The organism is Sulfolobus sp. E5-1-F, from assembly GCF_009601705.1.
Classification (GTDB): Archaea; Thermoproteota; Thermoprotei_A; order Sulfolobales; family Sulfolobaceae; genus Saccharolobus.
Window position 1 is genome coordinate 683,856 of sequence record NZ_CP045687.1, and the last position, 23,161, is coordinate 707,016.

Annotated in this window: 21 protein-coding genes and 2 pseudogenes; 9 read left to right on the forward strand and 14 right to left on the reverse strand. The window is 35.8% G+C overall.

Annotated elements, in window-relative coordinates; translation table 11 throughout:
* Positions 1-165: 165 nt before the first annotated feature.
* From GFS03_RS03695 to GFS03_RS03705, 3 genes and pseudogenes are all read right to left on the reverse strand, one after another.
* Entirely contained in the window at positions 166-519 is a 354-nt protein-coding gene (locus tag GFS03_RS03695) for a nucleotidyltransferase domain-containing protein (RefSeq protein WP_153424540.1), read from the reverse strand.
* Position 520: 1 nt separating this feature from the next.
* Positions 521-910 carry a HEPN domain-containing protein gene (locus GFS03_RS03700; RefSeq protein ID WP_153422570.1) on the reverse strand — a complete coding sequence of 130 codons (390 nt, stop codon included), beginning with the start codon at positions 908-910 and terminating at the stop codon, positions 521-523.
* Positions 911-1,230: 320 nt separating this feature from the next.
* Positions 1,231-1,969: pseudogene (locus GFS03_RS03705) on the reverse strand (CorA family divalent cation transporter).
* An 831-nt stretch (positions 1,970-2,800) separates the two neighbouring features.
* Here GFS03_RS03705 and GFS03_RS03710 point away from each other — a divergent pair.
* Positions 2,801-3,859, forward strand: a complete 1,059-nt coding sequence (locus GFS03_RS03710) for a DUF3782 domain-containing protein (protein ID WP_153422571.1) — start codon at positions 2,801-2,803, stop codon at positions 3,857-3,859.
* Between the two features lie 311 nt (positions 3,860-4,170).
* Here the strand turns inward: GFS03_RS03710 and GFS03_RS03715 are convergent, their stop codons facing one another.
* From GFS03_RS03715 to GFS03_RS03725, 3 genes are read right to left on the reverse strand one after another with little or no spacing between them, the layout of a single operon-like run.
* Positions 4,171-5,307 carry a mandelate racemase/muconate lactonizing enzyme family protein gene (locus tag GFS03_RS03715; RefSeq protein WP_153422572.1) on the reverse strand — a complete coding sequence of 379 codons (1,137 nt, stop codon included), beginning with the start codon at positions 5,305-5,307 and terminating at the stop codon, positions 4,171-4,173.
* A 2-nt stretch (positions 5,308-5,309) separates the two neighbouring features.
* Entirely contained in the window at positions 5,310-6,473 is a 1,164-nt protein-coding gene (locus GFS03_RS03720) for a UxaA family hydrolase (protein WP_153422573.1), read from the reverse strand.
* Positions 6,458-6,757, reverse strand: coding sequence for a UxaA family hydrolase (locus tag GFS03_RS03725; RefSeq protein ID WP_153422574.1), 300 nt, complete (start codon positions 6,755-6,757; stop codon positions 6,458-6,460). The genes GFS03_RS03720 and GFS03_RS03725 overlap by 16 nt, the downstream gene beginning before the upstream one ends.
* Before the next feature lie 97 nt (positions 6,758-6,854).
* On the opposite strand from GFS03_RS03725, the gene GFS03_RS03730 reads away from it, so the two are divergent.
* Positions 6,855-7,808 carry an Ldh family oxidoreductase gene (locus tag GFS03_RS03730; RefSeq protein WP_153422575.1) on the forward strand — a complete coding sequence of 318 codons (954 nt, stop codon included), beginning with the start codon at positions 6,855-6,857 and terminating at the stop codon, positions 7,806-7,808.
* Here the strand turns inward: GFS03_RS03730 and GFS03_RS03735 are convergent.
* From GFS03_RS03735 to GFS03_RS03770, 8 genes and pseudogenes are all read right to left on the reverse strand, one after another.
* A pseudogene (locus GFS03_RS03735) lies at positions 7,795-8,323 on the reverse strand (LOG family protein). The gene GFS03_RS03730 and the pseudogene GFS03_RS03735 overlap by 14 nt on opposite strands.
* Positions 8,324-8,338: 15 nt before the next feature.
* Positions 8,339-8,887 (reverse strand): hypothetical protein, encoded by a 549-nt coding sequence (locus tag GFS03_RS03740; protein ID WP_153422576.1) that lies wholly within the window; start codon positions 8,885-8,887, stop codon positions 8,339-8,341.
* Positions 8,888-8,891: 4 nt separating this feature from the next.
* A complete protein-coding gene (locus GFS03_RS03745) occupies positions 8,892-9,629 on the reverse strand; it encodes a hypothetical protein (RefSeq protein ID WP_153422577.1) in 738 nt (245 codons plus the stop codon).
* The gene (locus GFS03_RS03750; protein ID WP_153422578.1) at positions 9,598-10,458 is read right to left on the reverse strand and encodes an ABC transporter ATP-binding protein; all 861 of its coding nucleotides are present in this window, start codon (positions 10,456-10,458) and stop codon (positions 9,598-9,600) included. The genes GFS03_RS03745 and GFS03_RS03750 overlap by 32 nt, the downstream gene beginning before the upstream one ends.
* A 35-nt stretch (positions 10,459-10,493) precedes the next feature.
* Positions 10,494-12,248: a glutamine--fructose-6-phosphate transaminase (isomerizing) gene (gene glmS / locus GFS03_RS03755; RefSeq protein ID WP_153422579.1), complete on the reverse strand. Its 1,755-nt coding sequence runs from the start codon at positions 12,246-12,248 to the stop codon at positions 10,494-10,496.
* A gap of 34 nt (positions 12,249-12,282) precedes the next feature.
* The gene (locus tag GFS03_RS03760; RefSeq protein WP_153422580.1) at positions 12,283-12,777 is read right to left on the reverse strand and encodes a hypothetical protein; all 495 of its coding nucleotides are present in this window, start codon (positions 12,775-12,777) and stop codon (positions 12,283-12,285) included.
* Positions 12,768-14,153: an RNA helicase gene (locus GFS03_RS03765; protein ID WP_153422581.1), complete on the reverse strand. Its 1,386-nt coding sequence runs from the start codon at positions 14,151-14,153 to the stop codon at positions 12,768-12,770. Before GFS03_RS03765 ends, GFS03_RS03760 begins: the two co-directional genes overlap by 10 nt.
* Positions 14,150-14,608, reverse strand: a complete 459-nt coding sequence (locus GFS03_RS03770) for an alanyl-tRNA editing protein (protein ID WP_153422582.1) — start codon at positions 14,606-14,608, stop codon at positions 14,150-14,152. The genes GFS03_RS03765 and GFS03_RS03770 overlap by 4 nt, the downstream gene beginning before the upstream one ends.
* Before the next feature lie 35 nt (positions 14,609-14,643).
* Between GFS03_RS03770 and GFS03_RS03775 the strand changes: the two genes are divergently transcribed.
* The 7 genes from GFS03_RS03775 to GFS03_RS03805 are packed head-to-tail and all read left to right on the forward strand — an operon-like array spanning position 14,644 to position 22,909.
* Positions 14,644-15,657 (forward strand): MupG family TIM beta-alpha barrel fold protein, encoded by a 1,014-nt coding sequence (locus GFS03_RS03775; protein ID WP_153422583.1) that lies wholly within the window; start codon positions 14,644-14,646, stop codon positions 15,655-15,657.
* Between the two features lie 59 nt (positions 15,658-15,716).
* Positions 15,717-18,410: an ABC transporter substrate-binding protein gene (locus GFS03_RS03780; RefSeq protein ID WP_153422584.1), complete on the forward strand. Its 2,694-nt coding sequence runs from the start codon at positions 15,717-15,719 to the stop codon at positions 18,408-18,410.
* A gap of 16 nt (positions 18,411-18,426) precedes the next feature.
* Complete coding sequence (locus GFS03_RS03785; RefSeq protein ID WP_153422585.1) at positions 18,427-19,473, forward strand: ABC transporter permease; 1,047 nt, start codon at positions 18,427-18,429, stop codon at positions 19,471-19,473.
* 2 nt (positions 19,474-19,475) lie between these two features.
* Positions 19,476-20,828: an ABC transporter permease gene (locus tag GFS03_RS03790; RefSeq protein ID WP_153422586.1), complete on the forward strand. Its 1,353-nt coding sequence runs from the start codon at positions 19,476-19,478 to the stop codon at positions 20,826-20,828.
* A 1-nt stretch (position 20,829) separates the two neighbouring features.
* Positions 20,830-21,768, forward strand: coding sequence for an ABC transporter ATP-binding protein (locus GFS03_RS03795; protein ID WP_153422587.1), 939 nt, complete (start codon positions 20,830-20,832; stop codon positions 21,766-21,768).
* Positions 21,737-22,714 carry an ABC transporter ATP-binding protein gene (locus tag GFS03_RS03800; RefSeq protein ID WP_153422588.1) on the forward strand — a complete coding sequence of 326 codons (978 nt, stop codon included), beginning with the start codon at positions 21,737-21,739 and terminating at the stop codon, positions 22,712-22,714. The genes GFS03_RS03795 and GFS03_RS03800 overlap by 32 nt, the downstream gene beginning before the upstream one ends.
* Positions 22,715-22,729: 15 nt before the next feature.
* Positions 22,730-22,909 (forward strand): hypothetical protein, encoded by a 180-nt coding sequence (locus tag GFS03_RS03805; RefSeq protein WP_153422589.1) that lies wholly within the window; start codon positions 22,730-22,732, stop codon positions 22,907-22,909.
* Positions 22,910-23,161 lie beyond the last annotated feature (252 nt).

Sequence of the window (23,161 nt, forward strand, 5' to 3'; positions counted from 1 at the left end):
CTCTTTCCTGTGGTTAAAGCAATTATAACAAGATTTGTCTCTTACTGGTCATTTGTATCTTCAAGAGAGATGAAGATATTTACGTAAGGTTTGTCTATAACTTCAATGAATTCCAAAGTTCGAAGATTGATATAAAATGGCATGAAATTCCTAATTCCAAAATTTTCACTCCCACGACCAAAGCTTTCCTTCCCTTCTAAACTTTTTCCTTACTTCTTTATAAATCTCTAGAACTTGTTTTATGAAATTCGCATCTCCACATAGTATTTTACCATCTTCAATAACTTCTAGTAAAAACGTGCTTCCCTCTTTTAAACGGGCCAGAAACACTTCCGTATTCATAACTGTAGGGATGACTTTATCTCTTGAAAGTTTAAAGGCTGACGCAAATGCCTCTTTGGGATCTTTTGGCAAGATGTCAGAAACAATTAGAACATCAATGTCACTCTTATTAGTATAATCCCCTCTAGCATAAGAACCAAACAAAATAACTAAAAGAGGTTTTAAACTACTAAACATTTCACATAAATCCAACAATACTCTTCACCCATGACAGAATTTTTTTAGCACATGAAATACACCTTTCAGCATCACTCTTGTTATAGTAATCAGCTGGAGCTCCCTCTGCATATGCATCAGGGTACCTAGAAGGAATATAATGTTTATCAAGTTCTTGTGCGCAACTGATAATATCATCTGGGACTGAGATATATGTAGATCTCAGCAAAAGCGTAATTGAATGTCCTCTTTCCTCCTTATGAAGAAAATTGAGAAGACCCTTTACTGATTTCTCAGCTACCTGCTGAGATTCGTAACAAGATTCCTCATAAAGTGAGTTAGCGTAGTTAACCTCAGCAGATATTAGATTCCTTTCTGCTTGTCTTAACCAGTCCTTAACTCTACTAACCATATAAGTATCTTTTATTCCTCTTTTAAAAAGAATAGAGACAGATCCTAATGACTTTTCCTCACAATTTTTTCTACTTATTGATACTCTTCAATAAATTTCTATATATAGAATCATATCATAGAGCAACAATTTTTTTGTCGAGAATAAATTTTATGGCATTTTGTTAGTATAACCCTTAACCTCAACTCACAATGAAGTAGTGACATTATCTTACTACTTACGCTAATCTCTTCCTCTTACCTATAAGTAATGCTTAACACAATTAATTACGAACTTTCGTGTAATTCTGGAGTGGTCCATAAAGGACTTACTAGAGGATTTTACAACCACCTTATTTTCCTTAGGTAAATCACTAGAAGGATTGTTAATATTAAAACGGGAGATAAGAAGATCAAGCTCTGCCAGTTTATAAGTGTATTATATACATTTGTAAAGTCAACTGCATAAATACTGGCAACCGCGGTTATGGGCATAAATATAAAGGATATTGAGGTGAGCTTTTTAATTATCTCATTTAAGTCATTTTGGACTTCTGTGAGATAGAAGTTGTACAGATCACCAGATCTAGTAACTAACAATTCAGCTCTTTCGTAATTGAACTTAACGTCCTTTACACTCTCAGCCGAGAGGAACTTGCTCAACCTCCTACTAACGTAGTATATTACTGTTGAGTCCGAATAATTCGTCAATATCATCTTTCTCAACAATACTATACGTTTTGAGTCCTTTACCTTTCCAGACGTTATGAGATCGAAAAGGTTATCGAATTCTAAGAAGAGTTTGGTCCTTCTAGTACCCAATTGATATAAAATAACATAGAAGATTTCTTCCAAAATACTTAATGGGGAACAATCGTCAATCTCCTCTCTTGAGACCAATTCAGATAGTTCCTTTGAGTGCAAAACTATTTCGCTGGTACTAAAGGTAAAGTACATCGGTTTGCCATCAAGCTCAAGTCTAATATAATATTTGCCATCCTCTTCTAACACTCTATAAACATCTACATCAGATTTAGGAAAAGTATCCGGTAACTCGACATAATGGTAGCTGGCATTTCATATTTTAACCATAAATCTACACCTATTTTTAAGTTAATAGGAACTTCCAGAGTGGCATAAAATCTATATTTTTTATCCATTTTTATGATATTGCGTTATTGCGATCTTCCTCTTACACTTTAACTTTATGGGGGTTAAGGGGCGAAAGTCCCCTTCCGTGACGGTAGACCCAAAATCACTTCCTTAAAAATAAATCTAACAAGGTAAAACTCTTAGCTATGGTATTTAGTTCCTCACCGATTACGGCAAGATTTCCCAACTAGAGCGAATTCTTCATCAAGTCCCCATTAGCATAGTCCTACTTGCTTTACTTCCTCCTCTTGAAGATGAGATTAGAGAGAATTTTAAATTTGATTGACCTGCTAAGAAAGGTTCAGTATGCTTATCTTCTCCACTTACTCAAGGTGTCTTCTCTATTTTATGTTTTTCGTAAAGTATTAATTTTCTTCTCAAAAATAATCGGCTTAGATATTTTTGTAAAATGAATTTGAAGTCTACTAGCTACGGTTAATAAGAAATTGCTAAGTAAGATAAAAAGACTTTGATTTAATTCTTCGTATATAACGATTATCCATTATTTAGTATCATATAATCATGACTATTAAACATTATTCGAATTGCATTAGATAAGTAACTTGACACAAGCTACAACTAGGGTTATATTTTAATATGAGGTAAAAGCTAGTAATCTGTTCCATACGTTGAAAAGAGATAGTTAAACTATTCGGAGTTTAATATTACAATAAGAGTAAAATAATTAACGTTCTTGATATTAATTCTATAAACTTTTCACCCAAAAATTTAAATACTCTAAATTTGAGAAGGAATTGATATGCTAAAGGAGGACATCATAAAACTACTAAAGGAGGATACAGAGTTCAGAAAACAAGTAGAGGAGATACTAGGCATTTCGTTTATAAACATAACTCTAGCTGATTTAAAGGATATATTGAAAGGATTATTAGCATCAATGGACAAACTAAGGAGTTCTGTAGATCAGCTTGTGGATGCTCAAAGAAGGGCGGAGGAAAGGATATCTAAACTTGAAAATGCGGTTGAGCAACTTATTGAGGGTCAGAAAAAACATGATGAAAGAATAGCGAAATTGGAGGAGAGTACGAGGAAGTTGGAGCAAGCTGTACAAGAACTTATTGAGGGTCAGAAAAAACATGATGAAAGAATAGCGAAATTGGAGGAATCAATACAAAAATTAGTGGATGCTCAAAGAAGGGCGGAGGAAAGGATATCTAAACTTGAAAATGCGGTTGAGCAACTTATTGAGGGTCAGAAAAAACATGATGAAAGAATAGCGAAATTGGAGGAGAGTACGAGGAAGTTGGAGCAAGCTGTACAAGAACTTATTGAGGCCCAAAAGAGAAGTGATGAAAGATTGAGTAAATTAGAGGAGGTAACTATGAAGTTAGTTGAATCCCAACTGGCTATGCAAAATGAGATTAGAGAATTAAGAAAAGCTTTGGGGAGTATGGGTAAGAGGTGGGGAAGAGATTTTGAAAAACTAATAATTGAAATAGTCGACGAATTAGCTAAGCAAGAAGGACTAGATCTAAAGTACGTTAATAAGTTTACTTACAAGGATGATAATGGATTATTTGGTCTTAAAGGTGTTGAATATGATGTTGATCTCTTAATAAAGGACACTAAAGTGTATTTAATAGAGATTAAGTCCTATGTGGAGAAGGACGACGTCAACTGGGCAGCACATAAATTCAATGTGGTAGAAAAGGCTTTAGGTCTAAAGAATACTATCAAAATGATATTTGCAGTTGATGCTACAAATTTAGCAATAAAGAAGGGTGAAGAGTTGGGAATTAAAGTTGTATACGGAAGTCAATCCGAGGAGGAAGAGAAAGGAGAAGTAAAGGTAGGTTAAGCTTACTCTTGTCTTATTTCTGAGAGAGATTCTGTATATCATAGTTTTCACCCAAAATTTTGTTTAGGCTTAATTTTCACGTGTTATATGGACCTGATTACCTTAAACATTACTCTTCTAAATTATTTTCAAGGGAAATGAATGAATGAATAATATTCTCATTTTAAGATTGATATATTCTATGTCTGAGACAAGTTAATTTCGTAGGCAGTTAAATCTGCGAGTGTAATAAATGTGTAATTGTAATTTCTGAATCACCTATTCCGCATAGTTGACAACTTTTCCATGCACTAGCGTTTTCTCGTAATTTCCTACGCTATTTTTCCTCTTAACTTGTTCTCCAAATCACTGAAATGTAATATTCTGAGCCTATTTTTGTAACTATATTTTTCTATATTTCTCTCTACAACTTCGAGATTTTCTGGTGGAGATATATAACCACCTTTGAATTTAGGTAAGGAATAAAATAGGTCATTAGGAAAATCTGCAATGGTATATTCCACCATCTCTATTTGGCTATTTACTAGTCCGAGATTTAACGTATATATTAAGGATAGTGGAGAAGCGTCTGGTCTATCGTGAGGCAATACTCTCACTTTATACTTAGACGCCAGATCTAATATTTCGAGAAATTTACTCACCCCTCCAACCTTAGCAATATCTGGTTGTAGATACGTTATACCGCTTTCAATCAATTTCCTAAAACCATATAAAGAATATTCGTTCTCCCCAGCAGCTATAGGTATAGGAGAAAATTCAGTCAGCTTAGAGAGTAGATCATAATCATTAGGAGGCCATAACGGTTCCTCAATCCATTCAATTTCATATTTGTGAACCTTATCTACGAATTCCTTAGCTACATCCAGATCATCGAAAGGAGAATTAAGGTCAATCGCTATTTTAACTTCCTTGTAATTTTCTCTTATAGCTTTTACCGCATCTAAAACACTTAAAGGAGATTGGTGAAGTTTAATTAAATCGAAACCTCTGTCCAAAGATTTCCTTGTAGCAATCACAACATCGTTAATTCTACCAAATCTGGGAAAACTAGCATATACTTTTACTGAATCTCTAATTTTACTTCCAATTAATCTATACAATTCTACATTACTTTTCCTGGCTTTCAAACCCCATAATGCCATTTCCACAGCACTTATGGCCCCAGAAACTACTCCACAGTTTCCAGCACTAAAAAGAATTTTCTCTAAAATAGTCCTAACATCTATAGGTTCGCTTAATTCTACTCTAGACAAAAGTGGCACTACAATATCATTTATAATCGAGAGATAAGCGTTTATAATTCCACTTCCCGCTACTAATGCCTCCCCCCAACCGTAATCTTCTCCATCTTCCACTTTAACGTAGAGCTGTACATCCCACGTGTCCTTCCATTCAGAGGGAGGTTCAGTATTAAAGGGAATGGATAAAGGAAAAGGTTTAACTTTCATAGTTAAGCACTTATGTAAAGCTTTATTGGAGAGAACTCCTCATGCTGTAATATCTCAGCTGAAGTTAACCTACCATTGGCAACCCTAATCGTATAGTTGAATATTCTCTCCCCTGCTTCTTTTAAGCTAACCTTCAATTGAAGTAAGTCAGAAACGTCAACGTCAATATGCTCACTCATTGTCGAAATAGTCTTTGGATTTGCGGAAATTTTCACTACGGGAATTATCGGATGCCCAACTACATTCCCTTGCCCAGTTGTAAACAAGTGAAGTACTGAACCCTTAGCTGCGAATAGTGTAACTGCCTCTGCTGCAGCAGATGAAGTATTAACGAAACATAGCCTAGAAGAACCTTTCCCTAATGGGTCTAAATAGTCTAATACGCAATTAATTGGTTTAGTACCTAACTTTTGAATATTGCCTAAAGCCTTTTCTTCTATAGTTGATAATCCTCCTTTAATGTTTCCCTCAGTAGGTTGTGAACCTAGTAGATCTACTCCTTGGCTCTCAATGAATTTAACGTACTCCTTATAAATCCTCATGAACTTCTCCCTTAAAACCGGATCTTGTATCCTACTAGCAACTAAATCCTCAGCACCAGTCAACTCTGACGTTTCTCCAAACATCACTGTTGAACCATAATCTATCAATTTATCCACAGCATAACCAGTAGCTGGATTTGACGCTAAACCAGATGTAGTATCGCTTTCCCCACATTTAATGCTTAAAACTAAAGATGATAGGTCTACTTCAGTCCTCTGCTTCTCACTAGCTTCTTGAACGAATTCCTTTGCTTTTCTGCTAGCTTTCTCTATTACTTTCAAATCTCCATTTCCCTCAATAGAGAATACCTCTACTGGCTTTCCAGTCTCAGCTATCTTATCAGCTACTCTATTTGCCCAGTTCTCCTCAATTCCAATAACTATTGCCCCCGCTACGTTTGGATTTGCCCCAGTTCCAGACAGTATGTGAAAGAGTAAATCTAAGTCTTTACCAAATTGCAATCTACCATAGGGGTGAGGAATAGCAACAGTACCCCTAATTATTTTCGATACTCCTAATGAAGCATTGTTTGATAAGTCATCTACTGGTATAATCGCTACGTAATTTCTAACCCCAACGCTACCGTTTTCCCTAATATAACCCTTTATTATTGGTTTCTCCATTTTCCCCACCTATTAGATCTTATATTATGTACATGTACGTGTTCTCCTACTTTAATTTCCTTTATAGCAGACCCTATTGGTCTACCATACTTTATGACGAGATCACCCTGCTTAAGATTCTTTAATGCTATCTTATGACCTAAGGGTATATCGCTAATTGCCTTAATTTTAGGTCCTTTAGTCATGTCCTCAATATAAACTCCTTCCACTTCCTCCCCAGCTTTAATGTCAGTTACGGCAACTCCAACGTTGTCTTCCTTGTTATGAATCAGATAATGTGGCATGTCTTATATTATGTAAGAAGACATATATACTTAACTGTATACAGAAACATTCTTTCCAATTACTCTTAAATTGGCCTGGTCGTAAAATACTTTATACATGAAAAAGGTAGGAGTATATGAGTTGAGAAACTTAATTATTAAAATACTTAATGAAAGAGATGTAGAGAGCTGTGAGATAATAGCTGATCACTTAGTTGAAGCAGAACTTAGAGGTCACTCATCTCATGGCGTTCAGAGATTAATTCCCTTAGTTAAGGGAATAGAACTAGGAACGATTAGGAGAAGGTTAAGATATGAAATCATAAGACAAAGCGGAAATAGTATGTGGATAGACGGAATGAGGAGTATAGGTATTGTGTTATGGACTAAACTGATAGAAAGGGAATTTACTAGCGATCCCATCTCAATAATAGCGATTAAAAACTCATCCCACATTGGATTCCTAGGATATTATACTGAAAGATTAGCTAGGAGAAGACTGGTCGGAATAATGGTAGGTAATGCTGAGCCAGCTGTAGTAATGCCCGGGAGTTCAAGGAAAGTGCTATCTACTACTCCGATTTCAATTAGTATTCCACCTTCAATAGTCCTAGATATGGCACTTTCACAAACTTCAAGAGGGAAGATAGTAGAAGCCCTTAGAAGAAAGGAGAAGATCCCATTGGGTTTAGCTGTTGACGAGAATGGGAATCTTACAGACGATCCGGAAAAGGCGTTAAAAGGTGGTATATTACCGATTGGCGGGATGAAGGGATTCTTTCTGATGTTAGTTTTGGAAAGTCTAGTGAGTTTCTTAACTGGTTCAGCGTTAGGACCTAACGTTAAGGGTGTATTAAACACTGAGAATCCCCCAAATAAGGGAGAAGTGTTGATAGTTATTAATCCCTCATTTTTTGTAGGCTATAGAGAAGAAATAGAAAGATTGAGAGAGATTTTAGGAATTGAGTTCCCTGGTGAACACGGGTTAAAGGTTAAGGCTAAAAAGCTTATTGAAGGAATAGCTATTGATGAAGAGTTATGGAATACCTTACAAAAGCTTAGCCGAAATTAGTTTCCTTTCCTTTTACCTTCCCACTACAAATCTCCTTAGACATTTCCTCCAGATCATTAAAGTACCTTATCTTAATAACTCTTCTATCATCAATATATTCTGGAAATGCTTTAGCGAACTGATCAGTACTTAATCCAGTATTAGTTAACGCGTATATAGGCTTACCCATTGCGTAAGCTAACATTATCTCTATTTCCGTTCCAACACCTCCGCCCAGTGAAACTAAGATATCCCCTGATCTGACTAGGAATCACTGATCTACACCTAAACTCACAACCAGACTTTATTGGAATTACATCTCTTGGAATTTCGATGTCTTCCCTCTCGATCGGTAATATTAAAACTGTTTTTATGCTCTCTTTTAACGCCTCATCAACTATAATTTTCATTAGTCCCCAATATCCTCCTAGAAGCAATGTGGGATTACAAGTTTTAATTGACCTTACGAATTTTCTCGCCTTGTCAGCTAACTCGTGATTTGGTTCTTCACTATGGGCAGCTATGGAAATAATCATGAATGATTGATAATTTTATCTGTATTTATGATTATCTCTCATATTAAAACCCCATAAGACGATATCAATAAATATTAGAATTACACTAAGAATTTCAGCTACTGTCTTATATTGAAATATGTTAACTTTATAGATTGTTATTTCGAGAGTAATAGGATAAGTCCCATTTTTAGTTGTCACTATCTCTTGATATTTCTCTATTTTTTGATATTCATAAACGTATACTATACCATCTGACTTATTAACAACAGTAGCGTTTATCACTTTCGTTAAAGTTATAGGGAACGTCTCATTATATATAGAAAACTCCCATGTCCCTGGTGTTAATTCTAGAAAATAAGGTAATTTAACAATATTTTCTACTTGTCCATCGTGAAAGAGCTTAACGTAAACTGTAACGTTACTATTATTCTCGAGAAGCCTAACAGTAGCATAAGCTATTTTAGGTATCGTGATGGTATACAGGTTTGAAATACTTACGTATGAGTAAATTGGCGAATTAATGGATAATAGAGATAGAACTAATAAGGAGAAGCCTATAATGGTAAGGAGTCCGAATTTCATCTCATTAAACCTCCATTTTCTTGAACTTGAGTAACGATACGGAGAATAGTACAACTGATATTAAAGCTTCACTGTAAATTCCAACATTCAAGTAAGCTACTTGTTTTTGGCTTATCGCTTCATAAATTAAAAACACGTAGGGATTCGAAATAGTGGCTATTGGTGCTATTGGTGAGTTTGTTATTATTCCATAATATCCCGCAATACCTCCAAAGATAAATAAAATCCCTATTATTGTCCCGGAAAGGAGTGTCACTATACCTCCACTCCTAAACGACAGTGCCGTTAAAAGTACAATGTTTTCAGTAAAGTAATACCCTACAGTGTAGACTAGGACTAAATATTGAGGAACTGGAATTCCGGAGAGAAAGATATAAAGCTCCGTTGTGGATAACCAATATAAATAAGGTAATATTATATCGCAAAAGTAGGTGAAGAAGAATAGATTAATTCTCTTTATAGGCATCATTAGGAAGGATATTATGGAACCCCTATAGATGTGATCTCCGGTAACGAAAATGATATTCCTCAAAGCTAAGGCAAAGGCTAAGGTTTCCGAAACGCTTATTAAAGGCACGAATGCTAGTACTAAACCATAAATGTTAAACACTCCCCTAGCGTAAAATGCAGTGATAAAAACGTTTGAAACTAACATTGTTGGTATAACTAGCTCGAGTGTGGGTTGTCTGTATCTCTCTTTAAATATAAGTCTAAATATTTGAAAACTTCTTGAACGCATCATCTAGTGAAGACCTCCTAATGCTTATTATCTCAATTCCATTATCATCTAACCTATCAACTATTTCTCTTAGCCTACCTTTGACCTTAATATACGGTCCTTCCAATATTCCTCCCAATATTTTTAAAGCTCTTTCAGTTTCGTTTACCATTACGTAAATCTCTTCCTCTTCAACGTTAGCTAATGCTTGGTTCATCCTGCCAGTGTATGATATTCTTCCGTCGTTAATAAATACTACATCAGTTACAACTTTCTCAAGTTCTGAAAGAATATGAGATGAAATGAAAAACGTCACACCGTTTTCCCTATTCAGCTTCTTCACTAACTCATAAAACTCCATTCTAAAGGAAGGATCTAAATTTGTAGTTGGTTCGTCAGCTATTATCAACTCTGCCTCTTTAATAAGAGCGGCAACTAATTGAACTCTTTGGGCTAAACCAGAAGACAACTGATAAAGTTTCTTACTGATATGAGAAGTTAACTTAAATTCCTGAATGAGAGATTCAACCATCTCCCTCTTTTTTCCATAGACGTTTCCTAGATCTCTTAAATATTCTCCTACCGTATTTTCCTGAGGATGAATTAAGTTAGTAAAAATCACTGAAACCATTCCCATAACTTTTGGGTTATCCCAAGGATCTTCTCCAAACACCCTAACTTCTCCTCCATCCTTTCTTAGCAGTCCAGAAAGTATTTTTATTGTAGTCGTTTTTCCGGCACCATTTGGTCCAATAAAACCTGTAATTGAACCCTTTCTGACTGTAAAACTAACACCTTTAAGCACCTCTTTACCATTAAACTTCTTCTGTAAGTTGTCAACTTCGATTGTCATGATGTAGAGTTGGAAAAAGAATAATTTATTATTTTTTAAACTATGACAGCCTTTACTAGTCCCGGAGGAGTGTCTATTGGTAAGCCTCTTCTAACTCCTAGTTTATAAGCTAATAGCTGTAAAGGTATAACATTGCTTATGGGAGTTAAGTCCCTAGTTGTTTTAACACTCTTTATATCACCGTCTTCAGAAATGGTTATAATAACATCCCTCCTTTCCTTTATAGACTTAACAACCTTGTTGTATAAATCCTCAGCCTCTGCGGGTTTTATCAAAATTACGGGATAGCCTTTATTTGTGAGAACTATTGGACCATGCAAGAGTTCACCTAACTGCATACCCTCTGCGTGAATCATTGAGGCTTCCTTAAACTTCAACGCTCCTTCCAAGGCTACAGGATAATTTATCCCACTACTTGAGACGTATAAGCTTTCCTTATCCAATTTAGTAGCCAGTTTCTCTGCTTCCTTCTCTATCTCCGGTAAACTTACAGTAAGTTGCTTAGCCAATTCCTCAATCTCAGTTTTTAATGAATTAATATCACTCCTGCTATTTCTCCCAGAGTGGAGCCCAGTATACAGCGAAAGTACTTTTAATACTACAATGGTCGAAGTAAAAGTTTTGGTTGCAGGCACTGCCATTTCTGGTCCAGCTGTTATTGGCAAATACACATTAGATTCTAATGCTAATCTTGAACCTACAGAGTTGGTAACGCCTAATATTACAGCCCCTCTCTGCTTAGCCATTTTAACACTCCTTATAACGTCGCTCGTCTCTCCGCTTTGACTTATTGCAATAATTACTGAACCGGTAGTTACGTTTTCCAGTGCGTAATATGGAAACTCTGCCGCACTTACAACGTTAACGTTAAGACCGACTTCAGAAAAGTAGTAAGTGGAGATTAGTCCAGCGTGAAGACTAGTTCCATTACCTATCACGTAAACGTTTTTGGCACCATATAATATCATTGAGGCTAAGGAAAGGTACTTTTCCATTAAAGAATTATATGAGTTTATCAATGCTTGAGGAACGTCATATATTTCCTTTAACATAAAATGTGGAAATCCACCCTTTTCCGCTATCTCCTCCTTGTATTTAACCCTCTTAATTTCCGGTTTTACCTCATTACCTTCAGTGTTATACACCTTAATCTCATTCCAAGAGATCACTGCAATAGTATTCTCTGGCATTACTATTGCATTTTCTGCAATGCCACTCAAAGATGGTAAATCACTAGAAACGTACTTGCACTCGGGCGTGAGACCTATCATCAAGGGTTGGCCAGAATTTATTCCAAATATTTTATCAATGCCCACGATCACGAATACTAGAGAGTATATCCCTCTTATCCTTTTCAGAACGTTTAATGAGGAGTCTAGGTAATCCTTTGAATTCTCAAGTAAGTGTGGTATTACCTCAGTATCCGTAGTAGAGACGAATTTGTGCCCCTTTGCTATCAGATCATCCCTTATTTTCTCGTAATTATCCAAAATCCCGTCCATTACAAGTGCTATTTTCCCATTACAATCAGTTAGTGGGTGAGCATTTTCTAAAGTTGGCCAACCTCTACTTGCATATCTAGTGTGACCTATTGCGACCTTTGCCTTATCATTGACGTTTATCTCATTCTTTGATATATTCCCTACAATTTTATTTATCACCAAATTATCATCCTTGAGATAACCAATACCAGCACTGTCATATCCCCTATAAATTAATTTCTTTAGCCCCCTAGTGATAATTGAAACTTCATTTGGATCCTTGCATACAAAACCGAAAATTCCTCCCATAATTAAATATTAGTTTGGGTATAAAAAAGGAGTTCTAACCATCATTCCCTTGCTCGATCGAAGCAAACGTAGCTAAAATTATACTGTAAACTTCTGGATGAACTAGGGATAAATTGCTGAACAATTTTCTAATCTGTATAGGTTCAACATTATTATTTAATATTTTCATAATGGTTTCTGTTGGAATGTTAATCTCCCTTAGCTTCTTTTCAATAATTCTCTTCATATCTTCTTTAATCTCAAATGACTTTAACGTATTATAAGTTGTAGCACTTCTAAGGCTCCTAGCCTTCCATAGATCTCTATAGTTAATAATTGCGAAAATAATTGGAATTCCTAGATCAATATCGCCCAATTCCTCGTATATATGGTAAAGATAATATCCAGTAAATACCTCATTTTGTATAGCGTTTTGTAAGATTATAGCTAGCTCAATATATTTTTTAACCTTCCCCTCATCCCTCTTAACCCTATTTGCTATTATAGGGACAACGTAATAATATTCTTCCATAAATTTCTCTAAATCCATTCTCTCACGTCCTTAGCCTTTAATCCTAAAAATATCTCCTTTTTTCCCTCTTCCTCAATGGGATTCTTATAAGCCTTTGCTAAATTCCTCTTAAACCATGAAATACCTCCACCTTCTAACCAATTATAAACTATTTTAGAACATTTTTCTCCATCTGAAAAGTACGTGTAAACACAGTCATTTCCGTAATATAATATCTTCTTTCTGTTGTCATATACAAACTCTGGAGGAACGGCGCTGATCTTTACCTTATCAGTAAATAGATCTACTGTTACAAAATCGCCCAAGAGTTCGGTAGTCTTTTCGAATTCCCTCTTATCCATTAAGTGACTTATTTCACCTAACCTTTTTATAAGCCTTTCATCAATATTAGGCTTTAGGATCATCTTATTAACATATCCCATCTTTCCATTACAGCCAAAGGGATGTTTCAAGCATATCTTAATATTTGAAAGTAAATTAAGAGTACTTTCAGTCATTTTATCGTAATTATCCCTATCTACCCAGATGTAAATTTTATCCCCCTCATTAACCATTCCACTTCTAGCTATTACTGTTGATAATGGTGAAATTTCACTCACTACGTTATATCTAGTAGGCATGATCTTTGTTGTGATAGTTACTTTACATTCATCACTATTATTAAGGAGACATACCTCAACGTTTCTCTCCTCCCTTAGTTTTCTGTATAATCTCAACGCCTTTTCCCAAGAATTTACAAAAAGTGTAAATGGTTCCTTTACCTTAAATATATCTTCACCTTTAATGATCTCATAATCCAAATCCCTAATGTTAAAATCCTCGATTAGCTCTATAACTTCGTAATTACCTTTACACTGATAATATCCCTCACCTTTCTTTACACAATCTCTACCCTCTACTGCTTGCGCATATTCATTTACTATCGAAATAGATACTACTCTTCTATTTCTAAATCTATTCACTATCTCCTCTTCGAAGAATACCGAAGGTGTTGAAGTCGAGAAGATTACGTTAACACCACTCCTTGATAATTCGTCAGCTGCAGCAATTAACGCTTTATCTGGCATCATTTGGTATTCATCAAAGATAACTAGTGAGGTGAGAATGTTAAACCTTGGGATTTCAGAAAACGCACTACTATAAAGGTTTAAAAAGAATCTACTAAAATGAAGTTGTGAACTCTCATAATCATTAGGAACTACGTAAGTTAATCTTGAAAAGTTATTAGTCGTATGTTTCGATAAATAATTTTCAAGTGGTAAAATTAGGTCTTTTAGATAACCGATAGGTAGATTTAAGATGAAGTTAACATCATTGCATACTGAAAACTTTCTGCCGTTGAGTTCCCTTTCAGTCTCCTTACAGTTTAAAAGCTCAAGAACTTTATCTATCATTCTAAACACTTTATGTCAAATGATATCTCAAGCAATTGTTTACTATTCCTATATCTCCAATAGTCCTTAATTATTTCTCCAATCTCAGAGGTAGTCTTAGTATGTTGCTTATTGCACGCGTTTATATTCCAATCTGGTATTATTACAATACTTAACTCCCTAACCTCCGCTGGAACGGGAAAGAGGTCATAAATTTCATCTCCATATTTCTTTTCAGCTTCTTCCCTATCTAAAACCTCAACTATTATTGGAAGGTTTTCCCTAACCTTCTCATTGGCTAATACAAAAACCTTATCGATCTCCTCATCACTAGGTTTTCTCTCAAACTTCACCGTTAATCTTCCATGGTTACCATTAACGTAAGTGCTTGCAGTCCATTTAGCATTTAACACCTTTCTCACAGCTCCCTTGACCAAGTGTAAGGCTGTGTGAGTACGAATCTCAATGCTATCCATGTCAAATATATTATCCTCAAAGCCTTTTATATAATATGACTAAGAGGAGAAGCATTGGTTTCTCAATCTTCCCAGGCTGGAAGGAGATAAAAGATGAGCAAATTAGTTTATTGAAAAAAGGTAGAGATCTGGGATTTTCCGAAATATTTATGGGTATTGGCCCCGGAACGCATTGGAGTACTTCAGTGACCGAAGCACTTGTCATTGCTGAGGATATCTTAAGGGAGGCCAATAAACTGGACTATTATACCTTTGTAGATATAAACCCCCAGATTCTTAAAGAGTTAAACGCATCACCAAGGGATTTATCACCGATTATGGAGATAGGCTTTAAGGGAGTGAGGGTTGACTATGGATTTAGTAAAGAGGAAATTGTTGAAATGAGCAAACAGATGACTGTTGAGTTAAACCCATTTGAAATAAATGAGGAGGAGCTAGATTTTATTGTTAAGAATGCAAATCTTGAAAGGATTAAGGCTTGTCATAACTATTACCCAGTACCGTACAGTGGAATATCAAAAGAGATCTTTCTGGAAAAGAATAGAATGTTTAAGGAAAGGGGTATAGAGATAGGTGCATTTATCGCTCATCCAAAATTTAATCTTCGAACCACATTAGAGGTTTTAAGGTATGTGGAACCGTTCGATTCTGCTAATTATCTGTTTAAACTTGTTGATAGGGTCTTGATAGGAGACCCTATTCCAGATTACGAAAGTTTAAGTCAAGTATCAGAAGTTTTCAAATCTGATATTACGAAGATAAGGATTAAAGTATATGATGGAAGTATGGGTAAAACATTAGATAATAGAAAATTTGTTGTTGAAAAGTATAGAGAGTATGCTATAGTATGTTATACTAAGGATAATATATCTCAAGGGGAAGTTTGTTATACTAAAATATTTAAGAATGCGGTGACAGTTAGGGGTAAAGAGGTTTGGATATTTACTGAGGATTTGGGAGTTGGCCCTTATAGGTTAATAGGAAAGATAGATGATATTAATCTTGAGATTCTCAAAATGTCGAAGGAGGTTATATTCACTAATAAATAATCAATATTCAACGATCGTATGCATAAGATTTTTATATAGCGCCTTCCTAACTATATTCGGTGTACAGTGTGTTAAAGATAAAAAGTAAAAAAACTATTTCACTCTTAATATTAGTGGCAACCATTATCAGCCCTATTTTTGCCACTGCACAATCTGTCAGTTCATCACCCGCTTCTACAGCAATAACAATAATTTCATATAATGGTAATGACGCTAACGGTATATTGGCTTTTGAGCATGGACAAATAGCTTTTTACGCTTACGCCGTGCCTCCATCAGAATACACCAGTTTGCCTCCTGGGGCTAAAGCCTATTTGCTACCGAGTACTTATTACGACATTCTAGTAAATCCATTAAATACTACTTTTGGTTTTAACCCATTCCAATTCCAAGAAGTTAGATTCGCACTGAACTATATAGTAAATAGAACCTATTTTGTAGATAGTATACTTCACGGATATGGTATCCCGGCAATCTCTCTGTATGCTGGAGAACCCGATGTGATTCATCTTCAACCAACGCTATCTAAGTACGCTAATGTCCATTATAATTTCACTTATGCAAATGAAACTATTTATAAAGTTCTAACTGCTCATGGAGCTCAATACATAAACGGAAAATGGTATTATGATGGAAAACCCATAACTGTTTACGTATTTGTCAGAACTGATAGTACCGTAAGAAGAGAATACGCCGAATATTTCATAACTCAGTTACAGAAGTTAGGTTTCACTGTTCAACAAATCCAAGGTAATTTACAGAAAGAAATTTCCGTAGTATATGGTAGTGATCCAGCAAACACTACGTGGGACATACTGATTGAAGCTTGGGGTGGTACTTATGGGTATTATGATTCTAGTCTAGCAATAGGTCTTTACAGTACCTTAGGAGCTTCAGATCCATATTCTTCATATTACGGCTTAAGTATGGGTACGTATAACGATACGAAGTATGAATCTCCATTATTACTCAAAGAAGCTAATGAGCTTGACAATTTGTCATTGATAATAGCCCAAAGTCAGTTCACTAGCGCCCAAGAATATTACCAATTATATAATGAGATTGTAAACTTAGGTATTAACATGTCAGTAAGAATAGGACTTGGGATGAGTCTAACTCCAATATACGCACTATCTAACATTAACGGAATCTATCCAAGTTTTGCCCAGAGTACACTACTAAGCTTCCAAACGTACTATTCCATAACCAATGGAAGTTATCCCAATGTTACGATAGGCGTTAGACACTTAAGTCAAGGTTCAGCTAATCCTGGAGCTGGTTTCACTGATGCATATACAGACGAAATAGGAAGTGCTTTATTCACTCCATCATCTTTAACAGTACCAGGTTCAGGATACCCAGTACCCTTTATTTACACCTATAAGATAGTTAACATAACTCCACATGCTGTAGTACCAGTACCTTCAAATGCATTGTGGTGGAATCCAACAACACAACAGATAACTAAGGTACCTCCTAATACTACCGCACAAATGGCTGTAATATACAACTTGGCCCCACTATTCAATAACGATAAATGGGCTGATGGTCAAAATATAACTCTTGCTGATATAATATATCAATATATAATTGCATCCGAGATGTCTTTAAATTCTAGTAATCCAATTTATGACTCCACAGCATCATCAGTTTACGCTCCAGCATTACAAACAATTAAAGGATTTAAGGTAATTAACTCCACTGCTATAGAAATATGGGGCAATGATTGGTTCTTCGATCCTACTGAGGCTGTGGTAAGCTTATTTGGATCTTTCAATCCACTAGGTTATGCGTTAGCTGGAGGAGGTTACTTCCCGTGGCAAATGTATGTTGGTATGAAAGATGTTGTTGCACAAGGTAAAGCAGCGTGGTCTGAAGGAGCAGCTCAGTCTAAGGGAGTTGATTGGCTAAATCTAGTTAGTCCAACTGATGTTGGCTACATAATTTCGGCGTTACAGAATGCCTCAGCTACTGGATATGTACCTAAGAGTTTACAAATAGTAGAGAACTTAAGTGGCATAACTCTAGTAACTCCACAAGAAGCAAAAGCTGGTTATCAGGCAGCAATTAACTTCATGAAGACCTATGGAAATGGATTAATTGGGGATGGTCCATATATCTTGGTAGCGTGGAATCCAAGCGCTTCACCACCATATGCAAAACTGATTAGGAATCCCTACTTCCATCTGGTTCCTCCATCTAATGCATTAGCATCCCCAACAATGTATTCAGTTTCTCTAAGTGTCCCGTCTACAGTTTCACCTGGTCAAACCTTAACTGGCACTGTTATGGGAACTCCTGCCGGAAGCACTACTGCAGTACCTACTCCAAATGCCATAGTTAATATAGAATTATTGTATCCAAACGGCTCTATAATATCAGGATATAAATTAATGACCAATGCTAGTGGTCAATTTACCTTCTCCGTTCCATCTTCATTACTGCCCGGATCATACCTAATAACAGTATCAGCGTATAGCAATACTTCAATATTGATAAATCCAGTAACTTATACTCTTGTAGTATTGCCATCCATAACAACTACTACGAGCACAACGACAAGTACTACTACCACATCTACGTCAGTCAGTACGTCTGTATCTACAACTACAATTACTTCCGTTAGCACTGTAGTTAGCACCTTGTTAAGTACTGTAGTATCCAGTGGCTCCAATATTGGTTATATAGCTGTAATAATAGTCCTAATAATTATAATAATAGCTTTAGCAGTATTGTTGTTCAGAAGAAGATAATGAAGAGTGGATGGTAATGGGTTTTACCACATATATAATAAAAAAGGTACTTATTTATTTTTCAGTTCTTCTCGCAACTCTAACTATACTTTATATTTTCACTTTTCCCATATTGCAGGAGGTTATAGCTAAGAGTATAAATTTTCAAGTTGCACAATTCTCTCAAACCCTGTTTAAAAATGCTCATAATTTGAACTCTACCCAAATTCAGATTGCAGTAGAGAAGTATAGGGAATCTTTAATTATTGCTTACGGCCTTAACCAGCCAATTATCGACAAGTATTTTATTCAGATGTATAATTTAATACGTTTCGATTTCGGTACAGCCTACTTTTTACAAGCCCCATCTGGTTCTAGGGAAGTTGGTGCAATCATTGCCTATTATTTACCCAATACTATCCTCTTATTCACTACTGCTACTATAATATTCATAGTCGTAGGGACCATTATAGGTTTACTTTCTGCAAAATCTAAATTCTGGGAGAAAATTATCGCAATAATAGCTGTAATACATTCTAGTATCCCTACATGGTGGTTAGGTTTTGTCTTAATTGCAGCATTAGCATATGCGGTTAAAGTTTTCCCTCCTGGAGGAATGACCTCAGTCCCACCGCCAAAGAATCCCTTTGATTATGGAATAAGTGTCTTATATCATATGTCATTACCATTAATTACCATCTTTATAGTAAACGTAGGAGGATTCGCATATATTGTTAGAAGTTTAGTTACATCTATAATGAAGGAGGATTTCGTGATTACAGCAAAGGCTAGAGGATTACCAGATTCCAGAATATTGTATAGGCATGTTTTACGTTCTGCCTCCCCATCAATTGCTACCCAAGCTATTTTGGCATTAGCTGGATCGTTAGGAGGTAGTTTAACTACGGAAGTTGTATTCGAATGGCCTGGGGTTGGTTTATTAACTTATGTTGCCATATCCTTGAACGATTTGCCTGTGATATTAGGAATAGCATACGTTTTGACAGTTGTGTTACTTGTTGGGTTGTTTTTAGGGGAATTAGTTTATGGATTACTGGATCCTAGAATAAAGGTGGGTGAATAAGATTGAGTAAAAGGAATGTAGGTTTTTCCTCTTATCTTAGAGATTTTTTGTCTAGTAAAATTGGATTAGCAGGTCTTATAATTCTAATTATTTTACTTATATTCACTGGGATAGCCCTATCTATCCCCGCAAAAGTTTACGCATCTTGGAATAATCCAGCATCATGGAATGAATATCCTGAACATGTACCTCCATCGTGGTTATCTATCTTTTATCCTAATGAGTATTTTACAACAAAGGAGTTATCTCCAACAAATATATCTTTATATTCTCTTGCTAAGAACATATATGTAGCTGTAATAACATATCAATTTAATTGGTCTAAAGCCTTACCGGCTTATAACGTATATTTCATAGCTTCAACCAATGTTACCCCTATTGAGGAAGTAATATATTGGAGTAAACCAGATGGTTATACTCTACAAATAAATGTACCAAGTGGGGTATTTAATGTACCGTTTGACCTTACAAGTATTAGAGGTAGCATTTTGAGCTATATATCGTCAGTCACCGGAAAGACACCAAATATAGTTAATAGCACTGTGTTATCATCAGCTTTATTCAACTCTCCAAAAACCAATTTCACAGTTACTGAACAAGGGAGTTATGTAGTCAAGATAGAAATTGTATCCTCATTACCTATGAACATTACAAAGTCAAGTTTGCTTCTATTAGGAAATTCCTATGGTTTGATGGGAACTGACTATTTTGGAAGACCATTAGATCTGGGAGTTCTTTTAGGACTGCCCAACGCATTAGAAATAGGCGCATTAACTTCACTAGTAGCAGTAGTCGTGGGAGTTTTCGTGGGAGGTATTTCAGGTTATTTAGGGGGAAATAAGGATTCTGCAATACAGTGGGTTACCTTAGTATTTTTAGCATTACCAGCTCTTCCCTTTCTAGTTGCAGTATCATTTGTAACACAGCCAAATCTGGAAATTGAAGCCCTACTAATAGCGTTCTTATCTTGGCCATTTTACGCTATAATAGCAAGGTCAATGGCTTTATCAATAAAGTCAAATAGTTATGTTGAGGCCGATAAACTACTCGGAATACCATCATACAGGGTATTCTTCACACACTTTATGCCTAGGTTAATACCAATAACAGTAGCTTATATGGCCCTTGGTGTCCCAGCTGGTATACTTTTAGCTCAAACGTTAGCCTTTTTAGGAATAGCCCCAGCCAATATAGTAACCTGGGGAGGAATTTTAGATGCTGCAGAGACTTATCAAGCACAAGTTAATGGATGGTGGTGGTGGGTTGTGTTCCCTGGAGCGATGATTGTAATCGTAGCAATACCTTTCGTGTTAATAGGTTTCGCAATAGAGAGGGTTACATTAGGTGAGAGGTAAAATGCTACTTGAAGTAAGAAATTTAAAGATTTACTTTTACACGAAGAGAGGTATTGTAAAGGCTGTTGATAACGTTAACCTTTATTTGGATAAGGGAGAAATTGTTGGACTTGCTGGAGAAAGCGGATCCGGAAAGAGTACAATAGGCTATGGCATTATGAGACTTGTGCCTTTTCCGGGAAAAATTGAGGGTGGTGAGATACTATTTAAAGGTGAGGATATACTTAAACTAGACGAAGATACTTTTAGGAAAAAGTATAGGTGGAAAAAAATAGCTATGGTTTTTCAAGGCTCAATGTCTGGGTTTACTCCTGTTTTTAAGATAAAGGATCAAATAATTGAGGTTTTACGCATCCATGGTTGGACTGGAGATTACGATGAGAGAGTAAAGGAGTTATTCAAAATGGTTAACATGGACCCACAGCTAGCTGAAAAGTACCCCCATGAACTTTCTGGAGGACAAAAACAAAGGGCCTTTATAGCCATGGCCCTAGCCTTAAATCCAGAGATTCTAATAGCGGATGAACCTACAACGGCCTTAGACGTAATGGTTCAAGAACACATTCTTAACCTATTGAAGAAATTAAGGAAAGATCTAAACTTGTCCATAATTTTCATAACTCACGATTTAGCCTTACTTTCCGAGATTTCAGATAGGGATTATATGCTATATGCGGGTAAAGTTATGGAGAGTGGACCATCAGAAGTTATATTCAAAAAACCCAGACATCCCTATACTTCACTACTTATTGAATCAATAGCTACATTAGATAAAGATATAATAAAGGGGATTCCAGGATCCATGCCAGACCTCTCAAATCCTCCACTAGGTTGTAGATTCAATACTCGATGTCCCTTCGCAAGGGATATCTGTTTTAAGGAAGAACCTAAAATGAAAACGTTCTCAGATGGTGATGAGGTTGCCTGTTGGCTCTATTAGTAATTATATTGTAAAAGTAGAAAACCTAAAAGTATATTTCACTAAAGGAGGAATATTTAGTAAGAAGTATATAGTTAAGGCTCTAGATGGTGTAACATTAGGAATAAAAGAAAGGGAAGTTATGGGAGTTGTAGGTGAAAGCGGATCTGGCAAAACCACATTAGGTAGAGTCACAATAGGTCTCCAAAAACCAACTTCTGGTAATATCTATATTAAGGTCGATAATAGGGAAATTAATGTAAATAAGGCAAAGTTAAGAGATATTAGTAAATACGTTCAAATGGTATATCAAGATCCATACTCATCTATAGATCCTATAATGAGAGTTTATGACGTTTTAGCAATGCCATTGAAGTACAGAAAAGAGAGTGACATAGATAAAAAAATAGAGGAAGCAATGAGGTTAGTTGACCTTCCGCTTGAACTTTTGGAAAATAGGGTATATCAGTTATCTGGTGGACAAAGACAGAGGTTAAGTATAGCTAGGGCTATAGTTGTAAATCCAAAATACATTGTTGCTGACGAACCTACCACAATGTTAGACGCTTCATTAAAGGGAGAGATACTAAAGATAATAAAGGACGCTAGGGAAAGTAAAGGTTTTTCGTTTATGCTTATAACCCACGAGCTACCAATAGCTAAAATAATTTCAGATAGAATTGCAGTGCTGTATTTAGGGAAGGTAGTAGAATTAGGAAACTCAAATGAGATTATTAAAAACCCATTACATCCATATACACAAGGGCTAATTGAGGTATATCCTAGAATAGACCCTTCACTAAGGGACAAGATGAAGGAGATAAAGATCAAGGTTGATATAGTTAGGCCAGAGAAGGGGTGCGTATTCTATCCAAGATGTCCATTTGCCATGCCTAAGTGTAAGGAACAAGAACCAGAGCTAAAGGAAATTTCTCAAGGTCATTACGTAGCATGTTGGCTTTACTAAGGAGGGTTAAATGGAATGAGATCAATACTAAAGATAATAGTTGGTCTTGGAATGTTAGGCGGAGCTATCGGATTAGACTACGTAGGAGCCTCATTTCAAAGTTTATCCGTTTTGATACTATCCATGATACTTGCAATAGCTGGAGCAATGGTAGGTATAAGAGGTTTAATGGAGTTTTTAGGAGAGAGATTTTAAGGAACAAACAGAGCCCTATCTTTTTTAAATATCTTGATGATTTTCTAAACATATATACACTGAAAGTGTCTCATGCAGTCATCTTATTCGATTGGTACTTTGCGTGAATTTACCTCAAATCACTTAAATCTTAAATACTAGTATAGATTCTCTTCAAGAAGATTTAAATACTCGTAAATACATCAACCGTACATAATATAAATGCCTTAGATTTTGTCCGCAATTCCCTTTAAATGCCTTAGATTTTGTCCG

Excerpts from the sequence above, each read along its gene's own strand:
- GFS03_RS03775 (WP_153422583.1), top strand. The coding sequence starts at position 14,644 with ATGACTAAGAGGAGAAGCATTGGTTTCTCAATCTTCCCAGGCTGGAAG.
- GFS03_RS03765 (WP_153422581.1), bottom strand. The coding sequence starts at position 14,153 with ATGATAGATAAAGTTCTTGAGCTTTTAAACTGTAAGGAGACTGAAAGG.
- GFS03_RS03740 (WP_153422576.1), bottom strand. The coding sequence starts at position 8,887 with ATGAAATTCGGACTCCTTACCATTATAGGCTTCTCCTTATTAGTTCTA.
- GFS03_RS03700 (WP_153422570.1), bottom strand. The coding sequence starts at position 910 with ATGGTTAGTAGAGTTAAGGACTGGTTAAGACAAGCAGAAAGGAATCTA.
- GFS03_RS03785 (WP_153422585.1), top strand. The coding sequence starts at position 18,427 with ATGGGTTTTACCACATATATAATAAAAAAGGTACTTATTTATTTTTCA.
- GFS03_RS03750 (WP_153422578.1), bottom strand. The coding sequence starts at position 10,458 with ATGACAATCGAAGTTGACAACTTACAGAAGAAGTTTAATGGTAAAGAG.
- GFS03_RS03795 (WP_153422587.1), top strand. The coding sequence starts at position 20,830 with ATGCTACTTGAAGTAAGAAATTTAAAGATTTACTTTTACACGAAGAGA.
- GFS03_RS03720 (WP_153422573.1), bottom strand. The coding sequence starts at position 6,473 with ATGGAGAAACCAATAATAAAGGGTTATATTAGGGAAAACGGTAGCGTT.
- GFS03_RS03800 (WP_153422588.1), top strand. The coding sequence starts at position 21,737 with ATGGTGATGAGGTTGCCTGTTGGCTCTATTAGTAATTATATTGTAAAA.
- GFS03_RS03770 (WP_153422582.1), bottom strand. The coding sequence starts at position 14,608 with ATGGATAGCATTGAGATTCGTACTCACACAGCCTTACACTTGGTCAAG.
- GFS03_RS03715 (WP_153422572.1), bottom strand. The coding sequence starts at position 5,307 with ATGAAAGTTAAACCTTTTCCTTTATCCATTCCCTTTAATACTGAACCT.
- GFS03_RS03805 (WP_153422589.1), top strand. The coding sequence starts at position 22,730 with ATGAGATCAATACTAAAGATAATAGTTGGTCTTGGAATGTTAGGCGGA.
- GFS03_RS03760 (WP_153422580.1), bottom strand. The coding sequence starts at position 12,777 with ATGGATTTAGAGAAATTTATGGAAGAATATTATTACGTTGTCCCTATA.
- GFS03_RS03710 (WP_153422571.1), top strand. The coding sequence starts at position 2,801 with ATGCTAAAGGAGGACATCATAAAACTACTAAAGGAGGATACAGAGTTC.
- GFS03_RS03745 (WP_153422577.1), bottom strand. The coding sequence starts at position 9,629 with ATGATGCGTTCAAGAAGTTTTCAAATATTTAGACTTATATTTAAAGAG.
- glmS (WP_153422579.1), bottom strand. The coding sequence starts at position 12,248 with ATGGGAGGAATTTTCGGTTTTGTATGCAAGGATCCAAATGAAGTTTCA.
- GFS03_RS03725 (WP_153422574.1), bottom strand. The coding sequence starts at position 6,757 with ATGCCACATTATCTGATTCATAACAAGGAAGACAACGTTGGAGTTGCC.
- GFS03_RS03730 (WP_153422575.1), top strand. The coding sequence starts at position 6,855 with ATGAAAAAGGTAGGAGTATATGAGTTGAGAAACTTAATTATTAAAATA.
- GFS03_RS03695 (WP_153424540.1), bottom strand. The coding sequence starts at position 519 with ATGTTTAGTAGTTTAAAACCTCTTTTAGTTATTTTGTTTGGTTCTTAT.